Raw genomic sequence first — 16,642 nt, 5'->3', positions numbered from 1 at the left:
GGCAATCCGTGCAACACCGGTACGCTTCAGGATTGCGGGGATAAGATCCCGTTCGGCATACGCACGATCGGCGGCGCCGCCACCATAACGAACAACATCAGTACCGAGCACCTCTGACTTCGCCGGTTCCAGACCGCGCGGAGGGTTTTCTGCTGTGAAAAAACGCGAAATGGGGGAGGCCTTTCGGTCTCCCCCATCCCGTGGTTGGTGCCCAGCCAGGAGCAACTCCGGCTAGTGGGCCTCGTCGACAAACCGCGAGCCCTTGGCGAGCACGAATTTGCCATTGTCGGTCTTGACGATCTTGCCGGTGCGCAGGAGCGAGCCGAAGGCGCGCAGACCGTCTTCACGGGACGGCGAGTCCGGCCCCTGGATCGTCGCCAGCTTGCGCATCAGCATCGGCCGGGTGAAATGCTCGGCACCCTCCACAACCATGTAATGCGCGGCGGCGGCTTCCAGCAGGTCGGGAAGCTCGAGGGCGCCCATCTTCGCAGCGAACTCGGGGTAGGTCAGCTGACCCTCCGCGTCCTCGAAGATGGTTTCCTCGGTCTCGTATTCCTCTTCCTCCTGCAAGGCGAGGTTGCCTGCGGTCACGCGGCGCGGACGCACGTCGACACTGGCCGCGGCGGCCTCTTTCGGGGCCTCCTCGGGGCGATCGATGCGCTGCTCGCTGACCAGAACCAGCGGCGAGGGACGGTCGGTGCCGCGCTCGGAGCTGGCGCTGGGACGAGTCGGCTTGACCACGCGGGCCAGATCGTCACGATACTGGTCCATCTCTTCCTCTTCGCGTTTGTCGGCGGCCTCGGCGATGCTGGCATCGGCCTTGGTCGCGGCGACAGCCGCCTTGAGGTGTGCGATGGAAGCGCGGCGCACCGAACTTTCGTCGTGATCGATACGCGAGCTGGTCGTGCTCATCAGGCGCTCGATCGCGTCATCCTCGGCCTCGGCCCCAAGCGTCTTGCGCGTCGGAGTGTCCGCTTCCGCGACCTCGTCGGTCTCGCTTGACGTCTCGGCCTCGGCCACTTCGTCATCGGTGTCGGCATCCGACTGCGCATTCAGAAGGCTCTTGAGCACATCGTCAGAGCTGTCGTCTTGCGCCGGTGCTTCCGCCGCTTCGACCGGATCGGAGGTATCTTCGGATACGGTGTCCGACAGGCTGCCGTTTAGGCGGGCGAGGATATCGTCCTCGTCGTCCTTGGACAGTTCGCTGTCATCCTCAGCGTCCGGCACGATGTCCGTTTCGGCTTCCGCTTCGGTGGTTTCCGTTTCCGAAACCTCTTCAGCTACGTCGGTTGAGGCTTCGACTTCAGCGGTCTCTTCGGTCACATCAGCGACATCCGTTTCCGCGTCGGCCTCGGCTGCCACCTCGACTTCGGCTTCCACTTCGACCTCGGCTTCAATCTCAGCCTCCACCGACTCCTCAGCTTCCGCTTCGACCTCGGCCAGTTCGGCCATCAATTCTGCTTCCAGTTCGGGCGGCAGTTCGGCTTCCTTGGCGGCCTTCGCGGCTTCCATATCGGCGCGCGAGATTTTCTGGACCACGATCCGGCGGCGCGGCTTGGTGCGCAGCGTCGGAGCCTCATCCAGTGCGTCGGCTTCGCGATCTTCGGCGCCGATCTCGGCATCCGCGTCAGAGCTTTCGTCCTCTGCGGTCTCAACCTCGGACATGTCGTCCTCAGTCTCGACCTCAGCCTCTTGCGCGGTGCTGTCGTCCTCGGCCATCTCTGCCTCGGGCGTATCTTCGGCACACTCTTCGACGACGTCGTCGTCTTTGGCTTTCACCTCGTCCTCGACCTGCGTTTCGTCGGAGGTGGGGTCGACGGCGTCACCGTCCATCACCGGGGCCTCGACCGCGTCACTGACATCGGCGCTTTCGTCCTCGGCTTCAGCTTGGGCGTCCTCGGTCACATCTTCGATTGTGTCCTCGGACGTGTCGACGAGGGTCTCTTCCGCGTCCACACTCTCCGCTTCCGCTTCCGCTTCGACGTGGGGCGTCTCAATGACGTCCTCCTCGGGATTGTCCGTCTCGAAGCCGGAACCGCTCGTGTCGAAGAACGCGCTCGGCGCATCCTCTTCGATTTCGGGATCATCGGTCGGGGCGAAAGCCACGGCGTGCTGATCCTCGCTGTAGGCGGTCGTTGCGTTCTCGCGGGCCACCACGGCGCGGATGCGCTGCAGCTTCTCAGCCACGGTGTTGCCACCGCCAAGACCGGGCGAGGCGATCTCTGCCGCGCGGGCCGGCATCTGTTGCGGGGCCACGTCGCCAGCCTCAGGGGCCGGGGGCGTTGCAACCGGTGCCGCCACGGGGGCAGCAACGGGCGTGTCGGATGTCAATGCAGGGGCGCTTGTTCCAGAAGCTTCGGTCTGGCGCAGGATCACGCCATTTTCCGCCAGTTCGGCGGCGACACGGCGCTGGATCGTACGCTCTGCGATCTGATGCAGCATCTCGGTGTCCGGCTGCGGCGGCTCTGCGCCGAAGTAGCGGTCATCGGCAGCCAGGTCGCGGAAATACTCCGCGATCGCCTTCATCGTCGAAAACGGTTCATCAAACCCTTCAAGGGTGCATGAAAAGGTCCCATACGAGACCGTTAAAATCTTGCTCTCACCAACCACGGTGTACTCACTTTCTCCCCAACCCACGGTGGAAAACTAGCATCCAGTATTTCCGTAACAAAAACAAAAACCGTTAAAATCCCCGGAATTATGCTTAGAATTGTTGCCAGTTGTTTCCACTGTGTCCATTAATACACGCAGTATGGCAGGAATTGTTCAGACCCCCTTAATGTTGACACTTTTGGGTGGCGGTCCGACACATTTTCGCCATCTGAATCAATCGCTTAAGAGGGCCCCGATTCTCGTCTGCGCTGATGGCGGGGCGGACGTGGCGCTGTCTCAGGGGTTAACGCCCGCGGCGGTGATCGGCGATCTTGACAGCCTGAGTGCCGAGGGACGCGCCGCGATCCCCGCAGAAAACCTTCACCATATCGCCGAGCAGGACAGCACGGATTTCGAAAAGTGCCTGCGCTCGGTCGAGGCACGGGCGATTCTTGCACACGGGTTTCTGGGCGGGCGGCTGGATCATCAGCTTGCGGCGCTCTCCGCGCTGGCACGGTTTCCTGAGCAGCGCTGCGTCCTGATCGGGGCCGAGGATATCTGCTTTCTCGCACCGCCGACGATCGATCTGGACCTGCCACGGGGCACACGCCTGTCGCTCTATCCGCTTGCGCCTGTCACGGGACGCTCGGACGGTCTGGAATATCCGATCGAGGGGCTCGAATTCGCCCCAGGCTCCCAGATCGGCACCTCCAACACGTCCATCGGACCGGTGCGCCTGCGATTTGACGCGCCGGCGATGCTTGTCATTGTGCCGGTCGCGCAATTGTCGGCGGTCCTGGGCGGCCTTGTCCGCGATCATTAAAAATCGCGACAAAGGCGATGCGCTTTTTCCTTCAAACTTAATGGGAGCGAAACGGCCAACCCGCTAGCCCGGCACGCGAGGCGCAGTCCGCCCGCGCAACAGACCGAGGCAATGGCCGATTACAGCTTCCATACCTATGCGCCCGACATATTGCAGTATGATGGTGGCTCGAACACCTTCGTGCTGGCCTCGTCCTATGATCCGTCGACCGACCGGAACTTCGTCGAATACACCGACGATGATGCCGTCTTTAACGGTTTTCAGGAAGAGGGAGAGGACATCTCCGACCCCAACCAGGTTGGCACCGCTTATGATGATCAGGGGAACGTCATTGCGAGCGGGCAGGTCTACGCTGCCGCCTTTGCGGTCCTGGAAGATGCGGGCGGCAACCAGATCACCATCGACCGGATCGAGATCAATGGCGTGCATGTGGGTTATGTGCCGTCCGCGCCGCTCACCCCCGGCACCAGCTACACGGTCGTGTCCTCGGGGGCGGTGAATGACAACGACGGCACCACGTTGAACCATAGCTATTACGAGGCCAATTCCGTGCCGTGCTTTGATGTCGAGACATTGATCGAGACGCCCTTCGGGCTGCGCCGTGCCGGAAATATCAGACCGGGGGAACTGGTCCAGACCTTGGATGCAAATCCGCAACCTGTCGTGTGGGTGTGCAAGCGCCTTGTGGAATTGTCGCCCGCGCGCCCGCACGACTTGCCAGTCTTGATCCCGGCGGGTGCGCTTGGCCTGGCACGCCCCGCACGGGCGCTTGTCGTCTCCGGCCAGCACCGCGTGCTGTTGGGCCATCCGGGGCAGGGGGCGGGGCTGTTGCCTGCCCAAACACTCGTCCCGGCGAAAGCGCTCGTAGGACGGCTGCCGGGCGTGCGGCTGATGCGAGGTCGCACGCGGGCGCGATGGGTCCATCTCGTGCTGAAAGACCACGCGATCCTGACGGCCAACGGGGCCTACGCCGAAAGCCTGCTGATGGGACCACAAGCATTGAAGTCGATTTCGCCTGCACGCCAGGTGCGGCTTCGCCTGCTGGCGGCAAGCGGGCTGCTGTCGCTGACACCGCGCCCGGCGCGCCCGCTTTTACCGGCCGCGCAGGCGCATCGGGCACTTGCGCAAAAAGAGCTCCTTTAGACCTCGCCCCGCGCGGCCAAACTGCGTATAAGCGCGGGCGACGACCAGTTTGAGGACACACTTTCATGTCAGGCACCCTTTCCCCCATCGACAAAGCCAAGTTCGTCGCCGCCAAGCGCGCGGTTGATTATGTGGAGGACGGGATGAAGGTCGGGCTTGGCACCGGCTCCACCGCGGCGTGGATGGTCAAATGCCTCGGCGAGATGGTGCGCAATGACGGGCTGAAGATCACCGGGGTCGCGACCTCGACCCGCACGGCGGAGTTGGCGCGGCAGGTGGGCGTGCCAATCGTCACGCTGGACGAGGCGAAGTGGCTGGACCTGACCATCGACGGGGCGGACGAGTATGACCACAACCTTAACCTGATCAAGGGCGGAGGGGCCGCGCTGCTGCAGGAGAAGATTGTGGCCACCGCCTCCGACCAGATGATCGTCATTGCGGACCTGTCCAAACAGGTCGAGGCGCTGGGCGCCTTCCCGCTGCCGATCGAGGTGATCCCCTTCGGCTGGCAGACCACCAAGGCGCTGGTCGAAGAGACCCTCGTCAACCTCGATGTGCTGGGCCGCACGGCGTCGCTGCGGATGAACGGCGATGCGCCGTGCCGCACCGACGAGAACAACTATATTCTCGACCTGCACCTGCGCCGCATCGGCAACCCTCGGCAGCTGAGCCTCGTGCTCAACCAAATCCCCGGGGTGGTGGAGAACGGGCTGTTCATCGACATCTGTGACGTGGTTGTGATTGGCAATGGCGACGGCTCTGTGGAAGTGCGCGACATCAACAACGGCACGGTGGAACATGAGACCATCGAGGTGGTTGAGACGGACAACCTGTTCGTGGATATCGCCGACTGATCGACCGCGCCCGCGAGACGACACTCTATTCAAGACAAAGACAAGGACCGCGCCCCATGGCTGATTTCGACTACGACCTCTTTGTGATTGGCGGTGGCTCGGGCGGGGTGCGCGCTGCGCGCGTTGCGGCATCCGAGGGCGCGAAGGTGGCATTGGCCGAGGACAGCCGCCTGGGCGGCACCTGCGTGATCCGCGGCTGTGTGCCCAAGAAGCTGATGGTGTTTGCGTCGAGCTACCGCGAGACGATGCAGGAGGCGGCCGATTACGGGTGGGACTGCACCTATGGCGAATTCAGCTGGCCGCCGTTCCAGAAGAAGCTCAACTCGGAGCTCGACCGGCTCGAACAGGTCTATCGCGGCCTGCTGGAAGGCTCCGATGTCGACATCTTCGATGCCCGCGCAGAGCTCAGCGACCCGCACACGATCGAGCTGTCGAGCGGTGAGATCAAGACCGCCAAGCACATCCTGATCGCCACCGGCGGCCACCCGGTGCGACCGCAGATGGAGAACGCGCATCTGGGTATGGTCTCCGACGACATCTTTAAGATGGAACAGCTACCCAAGAGCATCCTGATCATCGGCGGCGGCTATATCGCCTGCGAGTTCGCCTGCGTGCTCCACAACATGGGCGTCGAGGTGGAGATGTTCATCCGCAAGTCCGGCATCCTGCGCGGCTTCGATGAAGAGGCCGCAGGCCTGGTGTCGGAGATGATGCAGCAAAAGGGCATCAAGATCCGTTTCGGCACGACCATTGTCGAGATGAAGCGCGCCGCGGATGCCGAAGACGACGAACGCAAAGGCACCAACAGCGACGCCGCGATGGGCGCGCCCGCGCGCGAGGACATGAAGGTCAAGGAAGAGGCCGACGAGGGCGAGGGCGGCCCGATCTGGGTCAAGGCCGCCAATGGCGAGACACGGGTCTTCGATCAGGTGCTGTTCGCCACGGGTCGCAAGCCCAACACGTCCGATCTTGGGCTTGAGAACACCGATGTGAAGCTGGGCCGCGCGGGCGAGATCGAGGTCGATGAGTATAGCCAGACGGCCCAGCCCTCGATCTATGCAATCGGCGATGTGACCGACCGGGTCGCGCTGACGCCGGTGGCGATCCGCGAGGGCATGGCTTTCGTCGAGACGGTCTTCAAAAGCAATCCCACCCCCGTCGATCACGAGCTGATCCCGTCGGCGGTCTTCACCCAGCCCGAGATGGGCACCATCGGCATGACCGAGGAAGAGGCGATGGAGCAGGAGCCGGTCGACGTCTACTGCACCTCTTTCCGGCCGATGCAGCAGGCCTTCCTCGACCGACCGGACCGAGTGCTGATGAAACTGGTGGTCAGCCAGGAAACCGACCGCGTGCTGGGCTGCCACATCGTCGCACCGGCGGCGGGCGAGATGATCCAGATGGCGGGCATCGCGGTAAAGATGGGGGCGACCAAGGCGCAGTTCGATCAGGTCTGCGCGGTGCACCCGACCATGTCCGAAGAGCTGGTGACTATGAAAACACCCATGCGCAGCGGCTGACAAAGCCGCGCAAAGTGCTTGATTTCCGGGCGGGAACGCCCACTTACAACGCAGACAAGATTGTACAGACATCACAAGGGGAAGAACCTGAATGGCCGGTAATAGTGGCGGACCCTGGGGCGGCGGCGGTGGTAACCGTGGCGGCGGGGACGATAGGCGCGGATCGAACGGCTCCGGCAATGGCAGTGGCGGAGGCGGCGGTGGTCGCGGCTCCGGTGGCGACGGCCCGCAGATCCCCGAGATCGACGAGCTGATGAAAAAGGGCCAGGAGCAGCTGCGCGTCCTGATGGGCGGCCGCGGCGGCGGCAACAATTCCAACGGCACCGGTGGTGGTGGCGGCGGGGGCTTCTCCAAGGGGACCCTGGGCCTTGCCGCGCTGGTGGCTGTCGGGATGTGGCTGTTTTCTTCGTTCTACACGGTGCGCCCGGAAGAGCAGTCCGTTGAGCTGTTCCTTGGCGAGTATTACGCCACCGGCAACCCGGGTCTGAACTTCGCGCCCTGGCCTGTGGTGAGTGCCGAAGTGCTTCCCGTAACGCGAGAGCAGACCGAAGATATCGGTGTGGGCGGGCGCGGTGAAAGCGGCCTGATGCTGACCACGGACGAGAACATCGTCGACGTGGACTTCCAGGTCGTCTGGAACATCAACGATCCGGCCAAGTTCCTGTTCAACCTGGCCGAGCCCCGCGAAACCATCCGCGCGGTGTCTGAATCGGCCATGCGCGAGGTGATCGCGCGCTCCGAACTGGCCCCGATCCTCAACCGCGATCGTCAGGCCATCGCCGACACCACGCAGCAGCTGATCCAGAACACGATGGACCAGTATGATGCGGGCGTGAACATTGTGCGTCTCAACCTCGACAAGGCTGACCCGCCGCGCGAGGTGATCGACAGCTTCCGCGAAGTGCAGGCCGCCGAGCAGGAGCGCGACCGCCTGCAGCGTCTCGCCGACGCCTATGCCAACCGCGTGTTGGCCGGTGCCCGTGGTGAAGCCGCCCAGTTGCTGGAGCAGGCCGAAGCCTACCGCGCCCAGCAGGTCAATCAGGCCGAAGGTGAGGCCTCGCGCTTCACGGCCATTCTGGAAGAATACGAAAAGGCACCCGATGTGACCCGCAAGCGCCTGTGGCTGGAGACGGTCGAGCGCGTCTATGGCGGTGCCGACAAGATCATCCTCGACAGCAGTGGCGAGAGCGGCGGCCAGGGGGTCGTGCCGTACCTGCCGCTCAACGAGCTGCGCCGGGCCACGCCCAATGCTTCCACCTCGACCGGAGGAACGAACTGATGACCAAAGGAACCATATCCCTGATCGCCCTTGTGGGCGTTGTGTTCGCAATCCTGTCGTCGGTATTCATCGTCGATGAACGCCAGAAGGCGCTGGTGCTGCAATTCGGCCAGATCGTGAAAGTGCAGGAAGAGCCGGGCCTTGGCTTCAAGATCCCGTTCATCCAGGAAGTCGTGCGCTACGACGACCGGATCCTCGCGCTTGATACGCCTGCCACAGAGGTCACGCCGTCCGACGACCGCCGGCTCGTTGTGGACGCCTTCGCGCGGTACCGCATCTCCGACGTGGTGCAGTTCCGCCAGGCCGTTGGCGTCGGCGGGCTTCGGGCCGCCGAGGATCGTCTGGAAGGCATTCTGAACCCGGTGATCCGGGAGGTGCTAGGCTCTGACGGTGTAACCTCGAACACCATCCTGTCGGCCGATCGTGCCTCGCTCATGCAGCGCATCACGACGCAGGCCCGCGCCCGGGCGTTGCCGTTGGGGCTCGAAGTGGTCGATGTGCGCCTGAAACAGACGAACCTGCCCGAGCAGAACCTCGAGGCGACCTTCGCCCGGATGCGCGCCGAGCGGGAACGCGAGGCCGCCGACGAGATCGCCCGTGGTGAAGAGGCGGCCCTGCGCGTTCGTGCGCAAGCCGACCGGACCGTGGTCGAGCTGGTGTCAGAAGCGCAAAAGACCGCCGACATCACCCGCGGTGAGGCGGATGCGCAGCGAAACGCGATCTTCGCGGACGCCTACGGCGCGGACGAGGAATTCTTTGAATTCCGCCGCTCGCTTGACGCCTACGAGAAGTCGATCCGGGGCGAGAACTCCACGCTGGTGATCAACCCGAACGACGCCTTCTTCGACTATCTGAAGTCGCCTGAAGGCGTTGCGGAACGCCGGTAGTGAGCGTCATATTACTAGCCATTGGCCTCGTGCTGGTGGTGGAGGGGCTGGTGCTTGCACTGGCCCCTTCTCGCATGGAGGACATCCTCAAGGCGCTGTCGGAGATCCCGTTTGAAACCCGCCGGATGCTCGGTCTTGCCGCGGTCGGGCTGGGCACCGTACTGGTCTGGCTCGCCAAAGGGGTTTTCGGGGCGTAAGCCGCGTCGACGCGGCTTGTGCCACGCGCCTTGCAAGGCGCGTGAAAAGCGATTTTCAAATTGCTTCCAACACGCCCGTTCGAACGGGCGTGCGCGCGCCAAGAGTTGACGTAGCCGCCATCCGCGCGCTTAGATCGCGCCTATGACCCAGATCGACGAGCATAATCAACCGCGCGACCGGCGCGGCGAGTGGCGGCCCAACCGGGCGGTGCGCTTCATGCCGCTTTTCGACTGGCCGACGACCCCCAGGACATTGGCGAAATGGTTCTTCGGCATCCCCGGCTTTCTGGTGCCGTGGTACGCAATCTACCTCGGCTTCACGCTCGTGGCCTATCTTTGGTTCACGCCGGAGATCGCGCGGATGCAAAGCCTGAGCCCCGGCTGGGCGCTGGAAATCCTCGCGCGCAACGTGGTCATGGTGACGCTCTTCACTGGCGGGCTGCACCTTTGGCTCTACCGCCTGCGCGGTCAGGGGCGGTGGGCGAAGTATAATGGCAGCTGGCCCGCCGAGCGCGACAAGCGCTTCCTGTTCAACAACCAGGTCTATGACAATGTCTTCTGGTCGATAGTCGGCGTGGTGATCTGGACCGGCTTCGAGGTGGGGTTGTGGTGGGGCTACGCCAACGGCGCCCTGCCATTCTCGGGGGTCGCAGAAAACCCGGTCTGGTTTGTGCTCTGGATGCTGCTCATGCCGTTCTGGCGCAACTTCCATTTCTACTGGATCCACCGGCTGATCCACTGGCCGCCGCTTTACCGCAGCGTGCATTACCTGCACCACAAGAACGTCAATGTGGGGCCGTGGTCGGGGCTGGCCATGCATCCGGTGGAACATCTGCTCTATTTCAGCTGCCTGCTGATCCATCTCGTCGTGCCCTCGCACCCTTTGCATATGATGTTCAACGGCATGGCGACGGCGCTGGGGCCGGGCGCGAGCCACTCGGGCTTTGACGAGATCGTCTTCGGGGACGAGATGGCGGTGCAGAATGACAAGCTGATGCACTACCTGCACCACCGCTATCACAGCGTGAATTTCGGCGAGAACGCGGTGCCGCTGGACAAGTGGTTCGGCAGTTTCCACGACGGCACGCCCGAGGCGGATGCGCGGTTTCGGGCGGCGCGCACCGCCCGCTGAGATCAGCGGGCGGCAGAGTTTCCGCGAAACTCTGCGCCAAAGTCTTTACAAGACTTTGCCACCGTCGCAATCGGACCTTTGGAACTTTGCTGCAATGTCCTATCTTAAGTGAGTGACACATCTCTCACGGCGAGTTGACGCCCTGCGACGGGGCAGAGTGTTGATGTCTCCCGTACAAGCGCACAGATTGTGTGCATCCCGCGTCCGCACATCGAAGGGCGCACACTAGGCAGAATTCGCAAGAGGAGCGAAGACGTGAAAGCAGCAATAATGACATATGCAGACAGGCGGCAGGGCCCGGCGCGCGCGCTGGCGGCGTTGGTGTTGGGGCTGGCACTGGTGATGGCCCAGGCCATCGCGGCCAATGCCAAGATGCCCGAAAGCTTCGCCGATCTGGCCGATCAGGTCAGCCCGGCGGTGGTCAATATCACCACCTCCACCACCGTGGCCGGTGCCGGCAATGACGGCCCGCGGCCAATCGTGCCCGAGGGCTCGCCGCTGGAGGATTTCTTCAACGACTTCATGGATCGCCAGCAGCAGGGGCAGCGCCCGCGCCGCTCCAGCGCTCTGGGCTCGGGCTTCGTGATCTCCGAGGATGGCTTCATCGTCACCAACAACCACGTGATCGACAAGGCCGACGAGATCGAGATCGAGTTCTTCTCGGGCGAAAAGCTCGATGCAACCCTGATCGGCACCGACCCCAAGACCGACATCGCCCTTCTGAAGGTCGAGAGCGACGAGCCGCTGCCTTTCGTGGCGTTCGGTGACAGCGACGCCGCCCGCGTGGGCGACTGGGTCGTGGCCGTGGGCAACCCGCTGGGCCAGGGCTTCTCGGTTTCCGCAGGTATCGTGTCGCAGCGCGGCCGGGCCCTGTCGGGCGCCTATGACGACTTCATCCAGACCGACGCGGCCATCAACCGCGGCAACTCGGGTGGTCCGCTCTTCAACGTGGAAGGCGAGGTCATCGGCGTGAATACCGCGATCCTGTCTCCGTCGGGCGGCTCCATCGGCATCGGCTTCTCCATGGCCTCCAACGTGGTGACCAAGGTGGTCGACCAGCTCAAGGAGTTCGGCGAGACCCGCCGCGGTTGGCTCGGTGTCCGCATTCAGGACGTGACCGAAGACGTGGCCGAGGCGCTTGAGCTGGCAGATGCCAAGGGCGCGCTGGTCACTGACGTGCCAGAAGGCCCCGGCAAGGACGCAGGCATTGAGGCCGGTGACGTGATCACCACCTTCGACGGCTCCGACGTAACCGACACCCGCGAGCTGGTGCGCCTGGTGGGCAACACCACCGTCGGCAAAGCTGTCCGCGTGGTCGTGATCCGCGATGGCAAGTCCGAGACACTTAAGGTCACCCTTGGTCGCCGCGAAGAGGCGGAAGCCACCGCGGTGCCGGTCGCGCTCGACAAGCAAAACGTCGAAGAGAAGACCATTTTGGGTGTCACCGTGGCCGTGCTGAACGACGAGCTGCGCACGCAGCTGGGCCTTGATGAAGGGCTTGAGGGTCTGGTCGTCAAGGAAGTGGCCGAGGACAGCGATGCCTACGAGAAGGGCCTGCGCGCAGGCGACCTGATCGTGGAAGCTGGCCAGCGCAAGGTCGACGCCATCTCCGATCTGGAGGAGCGCATCGAGGAGGCCCGCGACGCAGGTCGCAAATCCTTTCTGATGCTGATCCGCCGCGAAGGTGACCCGCGCTTCGTGGCCCTGAGCCTCGACGACGAGTAAGCACACCGCTCCAAACAAATCGAAGGGCGCCCCGACCGGGCGCCCTTTTTTGTGTTTTGGGATTGGCACTCCTCCGCTGCGCGGTTGATGCAGGTCAAGCACTGGTCCGCCCGCGGCGCTACGCTTGTCGCCACACCAACAAGCAAAGGATTACCCCCATGTATTCCCGCATTCTGGTGCCCGTCGACCTCGACAATGTCGACAAGCTTGGCAAGGCGCTCGAGACCGCCGCCGAGATCGCGAAGCGAGACGGCGCGACTGTCGTCTATGCGGGGGTGGTCGACACGGTTCCGACCCCCTCCGCCCGACCCGAAGCCGCGGTCGCGAAAGAGCGGCTGGACCGCTTCGCCGCCGAGCAGGCAGAGGCCCACGGGATCGAGACCGCCGATCAGGTGGCGATGCGGCGCGATCTGCATCTCAATGTCGGATCGGAGCTGATCGGGCTTGCCAAGAAGACAGATTGCGATCTGATCGTCATGGCAAGCCATATGCCAGGGCTCAAGGATCACGTTTTCTCCTCCAACGCGGGCTATGTCGCAACCCACGCCCCGGTCTCGGTCTACGTGGTGCGTTAGCGACACACGACTGCGCGGCGGCGGGAAATCGCCATCGCCGGGATCAGCTGGCAAAAGGCATTTTGATTTTTGCGGAAGGGCGCGCTAGCCAGCGGGGCAGAAATTGTATCCCTCGCCCAAAGGATCGCCCGCATGCACAGGCCCGTCGCGCGCAGACATGTCATCTCGTCCCTGTGGACCATGGTCGCGCTCAATATCGCGTTTGCGGATATTCTTGGGCTCTACACGCCCGGCACGCTGCCCGAGGTCATGAGCGGGGTCATCGAAGGCGTCGCGCTGTCAGACAACCTGATGCTGATCGCAGCCGTCTTCATCCAGATCCCCATCGCGATGATCGTGGCCACGCAACTGCTCGCCGCGCGCACCCTGCGGCTGGTCTCTTTGGTGGCGGTCCTCGTCACGGCGCTGTTCATCATCGGCGGCGGGTCGCTGAAGCCGCATTACATCTTCTTTGCACTCTGCGAGATCGCGGCGCTGGCGGCGATTGCAGTGCTGGTGTGGGGCGAGGCTAATGCGGAGCCGCGCCGCGCGGATTAAGCGCGGCGCTTGCGGAACGCGGCCTTGCCGAGCGCAGTCGCGCTCTGGAACACGGTCTGCCAGGCGGACATCCCCGGCTTCGGATCACGACCCTGGGCCATGCGGCGGATTTGCGATTCGTAATACGAGATCGCGATCATGAACATCAGATCAAGCGCGCGGATCCCGGTGCTGGGTCGACCGACGTCGCAGGTGTAGTCCGGGTCTGCCGCGGCGCGCTTCGGTAGGTCGGGATCAAGGGTCAGGGCGCGGGCGATGCCGATGAAATCGGTCGCGCCGGAGGCCAGCGCCGCCTCCATCGCGCGCACCGAGCGGAAGCCGCCGGTCACCGCCAGGGCCACGTCGCTGCGCTTGCGCGCCTCGGCCGCGAAGTCGATGAAATACGCCTCGCGCGCGCTGGTCGACTGGCGCGCGCCGGTCATGGCCGGGCTTTCGTAATTGCCGCCGGAAATCTCGATCAAGTCGATCCCCGCCTCCGACAGGGCGGCGATCAGGTCATGGGCCTCCTCGCCGCCGAAGCCGCCCTTCTGGAAATCGGCGCTGTTCATCTTGATCGAGACGGGGAAGTCTGGGCCGACGGCTTCACGCACCGCGCGGTAGACCTCAAGCGCGAAGCGGCGGCGGTTCTCGGGCGAGCCGCCCCACGCGTCGGTACGCCGGTTGTGATGCGGCGACAGGAACTGGCTGATCAGGTAGCCGTGTGCACCGTGGATCTGCACCCCGTCAAAGCCTGCCTCGCGCGCGCGGCGCGCGGTGGTCGCGAACCGGGTGATAAGCCCCTCGATCTCACCGGCTTCGAGCGCGCGGGGAGGGGTGAAGGCGGCCTCCAGCACGGGGCCCAGCGGAACGGCACTGGGGGCGACTGGGTGTGGGGTCAGGAACTTTGGGCTCTGCTTGCCGGGGTGGTTGATCTGCATCCACAGCTGCGTCTCGGGGCTGGTCTCATGGACCGCACGCACCCATTCGGCGAAGGGCGCGAGCGGGGTGTCGTCCTCCAGCACCACATTGCCGGGCTCGCCCAGAGCGCGCCCGTCGATCATCACGTTGCCGGTCAGCAGAATGCCGGTCCCGCCCGCGGCCCAGCGTCGGTAGACCCGGAAATGCTCTTGCGTGGGCAGGTCTTCGCCCTGCTTGGCCAGAACCTCGCTCATGGCGGATTTCAGGAACCGGTTCGGGGCCTTCACCCGGCCCACGTAGGGGCTATAGAGCAGCGGGGCGTGGTCGGGTGGTGTCATAGGGGCTGTCTCTGGTTGCAGATAGGGGCGCTTTGCTGCCCCTTGAGACGGCAAACGGGCGCAGAGATCAAGGGTTGCCCCGCGCATGCGTGGCGTCACGCGGAGGACGCAGCGCCGTATTCAAGCCAACGGCGGTCACCGGGGCCAAGCTGGGCGTCCATCATGGCATCATATTGTGCCAGCTCCGCTTCGCTCAGCTGGCCCCGCCATTTGCCGCTCGTGCCGCTGTGGAAGAACTCTGTGTCGGAGGTGAAGAACCCTTTGCCGCCCGACGGCGCATAGCGCTCGGCATGGGCCTTCATGTGATCGAAACTGGCGGCGGCGATCAGCTGCTCCATCAGCCCGGGCGGATGGGTGATACCCAGCAGCCCCGCGACCCGCGCGAAAGTGCCGGGCAGATCGCGGCTCATGTCTGCATAGTGGAACAGGCTGACATTGGGCCGCTCGGCCAGCGCCGCCGCGGCGGTGTAGTGGCGTAGGATCACGGCGAGCGGCATGGCGTCGGTGTCGAACCCCTCCGGCCCGCCATCAAGAAAGCGGCGGAAGGTGAGGCCGTCCGTGTCATCCTCCGGATACCACATGTCCAACAGGCGAAGCGGCGTGTTGCGCAGGTGCCTGCGATAGGAGAAATGCGCATCGAGCGGGTGGCGGAACACGCACAGGTATTGCGCGCGGTCGTCCATCGGCAGCCCGTCCATCGGCGTGTGGCTCTTCATGCTGCGCCGGGTGGTCAACTGCTCCATCCGGGCGGCGACCTCGTCGATCTCGCGCAGGCGGATATCGACCCAGGGCATCTTGACCGACAGTTCCGTGTCGACCTCCGGGTCGCCGGATATCAGCAGGGCCACGATGGTCTGCATCCATGTGGTGCCGCATTTCGGCGGGGTGACGACGAGGACATCATCGGGACGGATGGTGATCCGGTCCCAGCGGCGATTGTCCGTCAGAGGACCAAGGTAGAGCTTGCGATGCGCCATGTGCGGGCAGTCGAGCACGCGGGCGCGGGCGTGGTCAAGGGGGCGGGGCTCAGCCTTCCGGCAGGTCCAGCTCCACCGCGATCAGGCCCAGCTGTTGCGCGGCGGTCTGGCTCAGGACCGCGCTGTCGAGCCCCTGTGGCGTCTGGTAATCGCGGATCGCACGGCGCGTACGGGCGTCCATCTCGCCGGTGACGGGGCCGCGGTAGAGACCCCGAACCTGTAGCGCGCGCTGCAACGTCATCACGAAGTCGGGGGTCAGGTCTGCGTCGCAGGTACGGGTGAACCAGCGGCCGTCGCCCTCGTTGAAGGTCTGGGGGCGGGTCACCTTTCGGTAGATGGCGGGCGACAGCTCGCGACCGAACTCGTCCACCGTCGCGGGGGTCGCCAGCACGATGTCGGAGACGATTTCGGTGATTTGCGGACCAGGGATATGGCCCCAGCAGACGCCGGGCATATTGGCGGGGGGCTTCATGTCGACGGAGGTGATCTCTGTCTGGGTCGAGGTGATCAGCTTGGTGACATCGGGCCCGGGCAGGGGCGCGCAGGCGACCAGCGCCGCAAGGGCGCCGAGGGGGATCAGGCGGGTCATGTCGGGCCTCAATGCTCGGTCTCAACGGGGGCGGTCTGCTGCCGCTTTGCGCGCAGTGTAGCGCAAGCCGGGGTGTGCGGCCAAGCGGGGCCGGGCGCGCGGGCTAGCCGGTGCGGCTTTCGCGCCGCAATGGCAGGGCGGGGTGCTGCTCCGCCTCGGGCTTAAGCAGGTCGTCGAGCATGTAGGAGATGTCTTCGATATCCTCCGCGATGACATGGCAGACGCCGCCCTCGCGCTGCAGCTTGCCGGTCACCCTGAGCAGGCGACCCGCGATGACCGCCCGGCGGAAGCGCTTGAACACCTTCTTCCACACGATGACATTGCATACGCCGGTCTCGTCCTCGAGCGTGATGAAGACCACGCCATGGGCCGTGCCGGGGCGCTGGCGCACCAGCACCAGCCCGGCCACACAGACCCGCGCGCCATTGGACGGCTCGGCCAGCCGGCCATGGGGCAGGCAGGCAGGCGGGCGCGGCCAGCTGTTGGGGACGGGGGTCAACGGGATCATGGGAACGAATGTAGAACATGCACGCGGAGATGCAAGCTCTGGCAAAAGCGCGCCGTCTGCACTAAATGG

At 64.4% G+C, this 16,642-nt stretch carries 16 protein-coding genes; 11 read left to right on the top strand and 5 right to left on the bottom strand.

Annotation, left to right across the window (positions count from 1 at the left end):
- Nucleotides 1-231: 231 nt before the first annotated feature.
- A complete protein-coding gene (locus tag C8N43_RS05440) occupies nucleotides 232-2,526 on the bottom strand; it encodes a midas domain-containing protein (RefSeq protein WP_107844633.1) in 2,295 nt (764 codons plus the stop codon).
- 226 nt (nucleotides 2,527-2,752) lie between these two features.
- Here C8N43_RS05440 and C8N43_RS05435 point away from each other — a divergent pair, with 226 nt between their 5' ends.
- The 11 genes from C8N43_RS05435 to C8N43_RS05385 all read left to right on the top strand — a co-directional run bounded on the left by C8N43_RS05435 (nucleotide 2,753) and on the right by C8N43_RS05385 (nucleotide 13,264).
- Nucleotides 2,753-3,415, top strand: coding sequence for a thiamine diphosphokinase (locus C8N43_RS05435; RefSeq protein WP_107844632.1), 663 nt, complete (start codon nucleotides 2,753-2,755; stop codon nucleotides 3,413-3,415).
- Between the two features lie 111 nt (nucleotides 3,416-3,526).
- Entirely contained in the window at nucleotides 3,527-4,558 is a 1,032-nt protein-coding gene (locus tag C8N43_RS05430) for a Hint domain-containing protein (protein WP_107844631.1), read from the top strand.
- A gap of 65 nt (nucleotides 4,559-4,623) precedes the next feature.
- Complete coding sequence (gene rpiA / locus C8N43_RS05425) at nucleotides 4,624-5,412, top strand: ribose-5-phosphate isomerase RpiA (protein ID WP_107844630.1); 789 nt, start codon at nucleotides 4,624-4,626, stop codon at nucleotides 5,410-5,412.
- A 56-nt stretch (nucleotides 5,413-5,468) separates the two neighbouring features.
- A complete protein-coding gene (locus C8N43_RS05420; protein ID WP_107844629.1) occupies nucleotides 5,469-6,932 on the top strand; it encodes an FAD-dependent oxidoreductase in 1,464 nt (487 codons plus the stop codon).
- Nucleotides 6,933-7,023: 91 nt separating this feature from the next.
- Nucleotides 7,024-8,211, top strand: a complete 1,188-nt coding sequence (gene hflK / locus C8N43_RS05415) for an FtsH protease activity modulator HflK (RefSeq protein WP_107844628.1) — start codon at nucleotides 7,024-7,026, stop codon at nucleotides 8,209-8,211.
- Nucleotides 8,211-9,098: a protease modulator HflC gene (hflC, locus tag C8N43_RS05410; RefSeq protein WP_107844627.1), complete on the top strand. Its 888-nt coding sequence runs from the start codon at nucleotides 8,211-8,213 to the stop codon at nucleotides 9,096-9,098. The genes hflK and hflC overlap by 1 nt, the downstream gene beginning before the upstream one ends.
- Nucleotides 9,098-9,295 (top strand): DUF2065 family protein, encoded by a 198-nt coding sequence (locus C8N43_RS05405; RefSeq protein WP_107844626.1) that lies wholly within the window; start codon nucleotides 9,098-9,100, stop codon nucleotides 9,293-9,295. Before hflC ends, C8N43_RS05405 begins: the two co-directional genes overlap by 1 nt.
- Nucleotides 9,296-9,437: 142 nt before the next feature.
- Nucleotides 9,438-10,427, top strand: a complete 990-nt coding sequence (locus C8N43_RS05400) for a sterol desaturase family protein (RefSeq protein ID WP_107844625.1) — start codon at nucleotides 9,438-9,440, stop codon at nucleotides 10,425-10,427.
- A gap of 270 nt (nucleotides 10,428-10,697) precedes the next feature.
- Nucleotides 10,698-12,152 (top strand): Do family serine endopeptidase, encoded by a 1,455-nt coding sequence (locus tag C8N43_RS05395; RefSeq protein WP_107844624.1) that lies wholly within the window; start codon nucleotides 10,698-10,700, stop codon nucleotides 12,150-12,152.
- A gap of 158 nt (nucleotides 12,153-12,310) precedes the next feature.
- Entirely contained in the window at nucleotides 12,311-12,727 is a 417-nt protein-coding gene (locus C8N43_RS05390) for a universal stress protein (protein WP_107844623.1), read from the top strand.
- Nucleotides 12,728-12,859: 132 nt separating this feature from the next.
- Nucleotides 12,860-13,264: a DUF6326 family protein gene (locus C8N43_RS05385; protein ID WP_107844622.1), complete on the top strand. Its 405-nt coding sequence runs from the start codon at nucleotides 12,860-12,862 to the stop codon at nucleotides 13,262-13,264.
- Here the strand turns inward: C8N43_RS05385 and C8N43_RS05380 are convergent.
- The 4 genes from C8N43_RS05380 to C8N43_RS05365 all read right to left on the bottom strand — a co-directional run bounded on the left by C8N43_RS05380 (nucleotide 13,261) and on the right by C8N43_RS05365 (nucleotide 16,573).
- Entirely contained in the window at nucleotides 13,261-14,499 is a 1,239-nt protein-coding gene (locus C8N43_RS05380; RefSeq protein ID WP_107844621.1) for an NADH:flavin oxidoreductase/NADH oxidase family protein, read from the bottom strand. The genes C8N43_RS05385 and C8N43_RS05380 overlap by 4 nt on opposite strands.
- A gap of 95 nt (nucleotides 14,500-14,594) precedes the next feature.
- Nucleotides 14,595-15,476, bottom strand: a complete 882-nt coding sequence (locus tag C8N43_RS05375; protein WP_146174161.1) for a sulfotransferase domain-containing protein — start codon at nucleotides 15,474-15,476, stop codon at nucleotides 14,595-14,597.
- Nucleotides 15,477-15,525: 49 nt separating this feature from the next.
- Nucleotides 15,526-16,065: a peptidoglycan-binding domain-containing protein gene (locus tag C8N43_RS05370; protein WP_107844619.1), complete on the bottom strand. Its 540-nt coding sequence runs from the start codon at nucleotides 16,063-16,065 to the stop codon at nucleotides 15,526-15,528.
- Between the two features lie 103 nt (nucleotides 16,066-16,168).
- On the bottom strand, nucleotides 16,169-16,573 hold the full coding sequence (locus C8N43_RS05365) for an OB-fold nucleic acid binding domain-containing protein (RefSeq protein WP_107844618.1): 405 nt from the start codon (nucleotides 16,571-16,573) through the stop codon (nucleotides 16,169-16,171).
- Nucleotides 16,574-16,642 lie beyond the last annotated feature (69 nt).

Origin of the sequence: Litoreibacter ponti, from assembly GCF_003054285.1 — a bacterium.
Lineage (GTDB): Bacteria > Pseudomonadota > Alphaproteobacteria > Rhodobacterales > Rhodobacteraceae > Litoreibacter > Litoreibacter ponti.
The sequence above is the reverse complement of the archived record's forward strand: the minus strand, read 5'-3'. Positions and strand labels throughout refer to the sequence as shown.

Bases quoted from the DNA above. Each gene is read 5' to 3' on its own strand.
- C8N43_RS05420 (WP_107844629.1), top strand. From the start codon at position 5,469: ATGGCTGATTTCGACTACGACCTCTTTGTGATTGGCGGTGGCTCGGGC.
- C8N43_RS05365 (WP_107844618.1), bottom strand. From the start codon at position 16,573: ATGATCCCGTTGACCCCCGTCCCCAACAGCTGGCCGCGCCCGCCTGCC.
- C8N43_RS05430 (WP_107844631.1), top strand. From the start codon at position 3,527: ATGGCCGATTACAGCTTCCATACCTATGCGCCCGACATATTGCAGTAT.
- hflK (WP_107844628.1), top strand. From the start codon at position 7,024: ATGGCCGGTAATAGTGGCGGACCCTGGGGCGGCGGCGGTGGTAACCGT.
- C8N43_RS05400 (WP_107844625.1), top strand. From the start codon at position 9,438: ATGACCCAGATCGACGAGCATAATCAACCGCGCGACCGGCGCGGCGAG.
- rpiA (WP_107844630.1), top strand. From the start codon at position 4,624: ATGTCAGGCACCCTTTCCCCCATCGACAAAGCCAAGTTCGTCGCCGCC.
- C8N43_RS05435 (WP_107844632.1), top strand. From the start codon at position 2,753: ATGGCAGGAATTGTTCAGACCCCCTTAATGTTGACACTTTTGGGTGGC.
- C8N43_RS05375 (WP_146174161.1), bottom strand. From the start codon at position 15,476: ATGGCGCATCGCAAGCTCTACCTTGGTCCTCTGACGGACAATCGCCGC.
- C8N43_RS05380 (WP_107844621.1), bottom strand. From the start codon at position 14,499: ATGACACCACCCGACCACGCCCCGCTGCTCTATAGCCCCTACGTGGGC.
- C8N43_RS05385 (WP_107844622.1), top strand. From the start codon at position 12,860: ATGCACAGGCCCGTCGCGCGCAGACATGTCATCTCGTCCCTGTGGACC.
- C8N43_RS05370 (WP_107844619.1), bottom strand. From the start codon at position 16,065: ATGACCCGCCTGATCCCCCTCGGCGCCCTTGCGGCGCTGGTCGCCTGC.
- hflC (WP_107844627.1), top strand. From the start codon at position 8,211: ATGACCAAAGGAACCATATCCCTGATCGCCCTTGTGGGCGTTGTGTTC.
- C8N43_RS05390 (WP_107844623.1), top strand. From the start codon at position 12,311: ATGTATTCCCGCATTCTGGTGCCCGTCGACCTCGACAATGTCGACAAG.
- C8N43_RS05395 (WP_107844624.1), top strand. From the start codon at position 10,698: ATGACATATGCAGACAGGCGGCAGGGCCCGGCGCGCGCGCTGGCGGCG.
- C8N43_RS05440 (WP_107844633.1), bottom strand. From the start codon at position 2,526: ATGAAGGCGATCGCGGAGTATTTCCGCGACCTGGCTGCCGATGACCGC.